At 35.0% G+C, this 3,361-nt stretch carries 4 protein-coding genes; all 4 read right to left on the bottom strand.

From position 1 onward, the window contains the following. On the bottom strand, positions 1 to 636 hold a 636-nt coding region (locus AA81_RS06435; RefSeq protein WP_146050353.1), incomplete at its 3' end, for a nucleotide sugar dehydrogenase. A 50-nt stretch (positions 637 to 686) separates the two neighbouring features. Continuing rightward, the gene (locus AA81_RS06430; RefSeq protein WP_103064946.1) at positions 687 to 1,853 is read right to left on the bottom strand and encodes a DegT/DnrJ/EryC1/StrS family aminotransferase; all 1,167 of its coding nucleotides are present in this window, start codon (positions 1,851 to 1,853) and stop codon (positions 687 to 689) included. Beyond that, a complete protein-coding gene (locus AA81_RS06425; protein WP_103064945.1) occupies positions 1,850 to 2,503 on the bottom strand; it encodes a winged helix-turn-helix transcriptional regulator in 654 nt (217 codons plus the stop codon). The genes AA81_RS06430 and AA81_RS06425 overlap by 4 nt, the downstream gene beginning before the upstream one ends. A gap of 195 nt (positions 2,504 to 2,698) precedes the next feature. Then, positions 2,699 to 3,313 (bottom strand): NAD(P)H:quinone oxidoreductase, encoded by a 615-nt coding sequence (gene wrbA / locus AA81_RS06420; protein WP_103077390.1) that lies wholly within the window; start codon positions 3,311 to 3,313, stop codon positions 2,699 to 2,701. Positions 3,314 to 3,361: the final 48 nt, after the last annotated feature.

Raw genomic sequence — 3,361 nt, 5'->3', positions numbered from 1 at the left:
GGCTTCCTCAGGAGACGTAACGGTGAAAGCTTCTGATTCTACTACGTCTTCACTTAGTGTCTTTGCATGTAGAGTGCATTTTTCGGTAACTCCACCGACTACTTTTGGTGTATTTTTGGTCTTGTAAATCAAATTTCCTGGATCTACCCTCTCTGGGCTAAAAGCTAAATAAAAATCTTTTCCAACCTTAAACCCATATTCTTGTAATAATGGCAGAATTACTTCTTCGGTGGTTCCTGGATATGTAGTGCTTTCTAAAACAATCAACATTTCTGGGTGAAGCCTTTTTGCTACCTCTTTTGTTGAATCAACAACAAAACTTAAATCAGGTTGTTTGTATTTATTCAAAGGAGTTGGAACACATATCATAACACAATCGCATTCCCTTATTCTATCATAATCAGTTGTGGCGCTTAGATAACCATCTTCAACTAGCTTTTCTAACTCTGAATTTACAATATCTCCAATATAATTTATTCCTTTGTTGACCTTTTCAACCTTTTCTTTTTGAATATCGAACCCTAAAACATGGTACCCTGCCTTTGCCTTTTCTACCGCAAGAGGTAAACCCACATAACCTAAACCTATTACCCCTACCTTTGCCGTTTTATCTTTTATTTTGTCTAGTAATGCCATTTTTCAGTCCTCCCCTTTCTAAAATAACACTGTTTTTATGAATTCTAAAACTATTTTGAAAAAAACTCTTTAATACATTTAACTACGTATTCCTGCTCTTTTTTGGTGAGCTCTGGAAACATCGGCAAAGCTATCGTCGATTTAGATGCCTTTTCAGCTACAGGGAAGTTCCCTTCTTTATAACCCAAGTTCTCAAAACACTTTTGAAGGTGCAAACCCAGGGGATAGTATATCGATGTTCCAACGCCTTTATTTTCTAAAAATTTCTTCAATTTATCCCTATCTTTGGGGTTATTCAAAGTAACAACGTATTGGTGATAAACATGGGTTCTATCATTAAAATAAGCAGGATAACTTAAATCTTCGTTGAGGTTATGTAATTCAAATAATTCTTCATAATTTTTTGCCTTTTTTATTCTTTTATCAATGTATTCATCTAAATTGTTTAGTTTTATTCTCAATATTGAGGCTTGAACTTCGTCTAATCTTGAATTGTAACCAACTTCATCGTGATAATATTTTTTTGCTGCACCATGGACTCTTAGTTTTCTGACCCTATCTGCCAAATCCGCGTCGTTTGTAACAACCATTCCACCATCACCATAACCACCCAGATTTTTTGTTGGGAAGAAAGAAAAAATACCCAAATCTCCTATACTACCACTAAATTTTCTTTCGCCATTCTTATACTGCCATACAGACCCAATAGATTGAGCGGCATCTTCTATGATTTTTACGTTGTAATTCTCTCTTATTTTTTCCAATCTCTCTAAATCAACGGTTTTTCCAAAAAGGTGTACAGGAATAATTGCTTTAATTTTTTCTTTTTCCGGATGATTTTCAAGCAAATCTTCGACTTTATCCAAATCAAGGTTGTAGTATTTATCTTCTACATCCACGAATATAGGAGTGGCTCCATTCAGTACAATTGCACTTGCAGTTGCAAAAAAAGTATATGGTGTGGTGATGACATAATCCCCTTCTTTTATACCCAGAGCTTGAACCGATATTCTTAGGGCATCAGAACCATTGGCAACACCGATAGCATACTTTACGTTTATATACTTCGCAATTTCCTCTTCTAAGGCTTTTACATTACTTCCCATAACCACGTTTCCAGAAGTGAAAACAGCATCCAACTTCTTCAGAACATCTTTTCTCAATTTTTCATATTGCCTTGTTAAATCAAAAAGAGGAACCTCCATCTTATCTTTCATTTCATATCCCCCTCCAAAGAAATATTGCCTTCCTCATCTATCTTAAAAACGTACAATTTTTCCAAATTTCTTTCCGTTGCCTTTTCCAATATTTTTTCTGACTTTCTAAACGAAGCTATTATGAGGGCATCATAGGTTAACTCTTTGGCTTTTTCCGGCGGGTAAATATCTATTCCTTGAAGCTTATCTCCTTGCTTTGAAGGAGAATCATCCAAAAATCCAATTATATTAATATTTTCATCCTTCAAAACCTTTAGTACAATCCCTCCAACAACCCCTGCACCATACAAAAGAATATCCTTTAAATTATCTTTTTTAAGAGTTTGAAAAACTTTTTTGAAGGAGTCTTTGGTTTCTGTGTACAGCTCAGAAACCTCATCAACGAAACTAAGGGTTAAAAATTGCAACCTCTTTTTTCCCGCCTCTGTAAGTTCATAACTCATATTACGTTTGTTTTCACCGCTTTTTATAATATTTCCATTCTCTTCAAAATCCTTTAAATACTTGTTTATCATCGATGGGACAACCCCTACTTTTTTCGCCATCGTTTCTTGAGAAATATCGTTTTCTTGAGAAATTAACTTTAAGATCATCATTTCTCGAAAGTTTGGAGAGGGGTTGAAAAAAATGTAATTTTGAATATTTAGCATTGGGAAGATCACCTCTAATCATTTCATTCATACACCAAGTGAATAATCATAATTAATTATAACAATTATTTTTTTAAAAGTCAATTGAAGTTTTAAATTCAAAAAAAATAAAGACGCACAATTTGTGCGCCTTCAAAAATTTTCAAAAGTTTCTTAAAGCCGATATTGTACTCCTTGAGTTTATTCTCCAAAATATCAACCAAAAAGCTTTTTTGCTATTTCAGCTACTCTTCTTCCCTGACTTTTGGCAATATTAAGTTCTATTTCATTAGGTCTATTTTCATCGCTCTGGGTGATAATTGCCGAGGCGCCATACGGTGAACCCCCATGAATATTCGATACATCGCTCAGATCTGGCTCAGTAAAGGGAATTCCAACAATAATCATTCCATGGTGCAATAACGTTGTATGAAAATTTAAAATAGTAGATTCATGACCCCCATGTTGAGTACTAGTAGAAGTAAAGACACTACCTATTTTTCCAACCAAACTTCCCTTTGCCCAAAGTGGACCTGTTGTATCAAGGAATTGCCTCATTTGCGCCGCCATCATGCCAAATCTGGTGGGAGTACCAAAAATTATCGCATCAGCTTCAACTAGAGAATCCATATTTGCTATTGGAATATGTGAAAATTGTTCTTGTGCCTTTTTAGCTCCAGATTGGATTAGAATATCTTCAGGAACGGTTTCAGGGACTCGGTAGATCTCAACATTCGTTCCTTCTACTTCTTTTGCGCCTTCCGCTTCGGCTTTAGCCATTTGATAGATATGGCCATACATACTGTAGAATATAACGTTGACTTTTGCCATCTAAAGTCCTCCTTTAATTAGGATAAATTTAGTCCCTTTTATTATACA

The organism is Petrotoga halophila DSM 16923 (genome assembly GCF_002924615.1).
This window is presented reverse-complemented; position numbering and strand designations above follow the sequence as displayed.

Excerpts from the sequence above, each read along its gene's own strand:
- AA81_RS06425 (WP_103064945.1), bottom strand. The coding sequence starts at position 2,503 with ATGCTAAATATTCAAAATTACATTTTTTTCAACCCCTCTCCAAACTTT.
- AA81_RS06430 (WP_103064946.1), bottom strand. The coding sequence starts at position 1,853 with ATGAAAGATAAGATGGAGGTTCCTCTTTTTGATTTAACAAGGCAATAT.
- wrbA (WP_103077390.1), bottom strand. The coding sequence starts at position 3,313 with ATGGCAAAAGTCAACGTTATATTCTACAGTATGTATGGCCATATCTAT.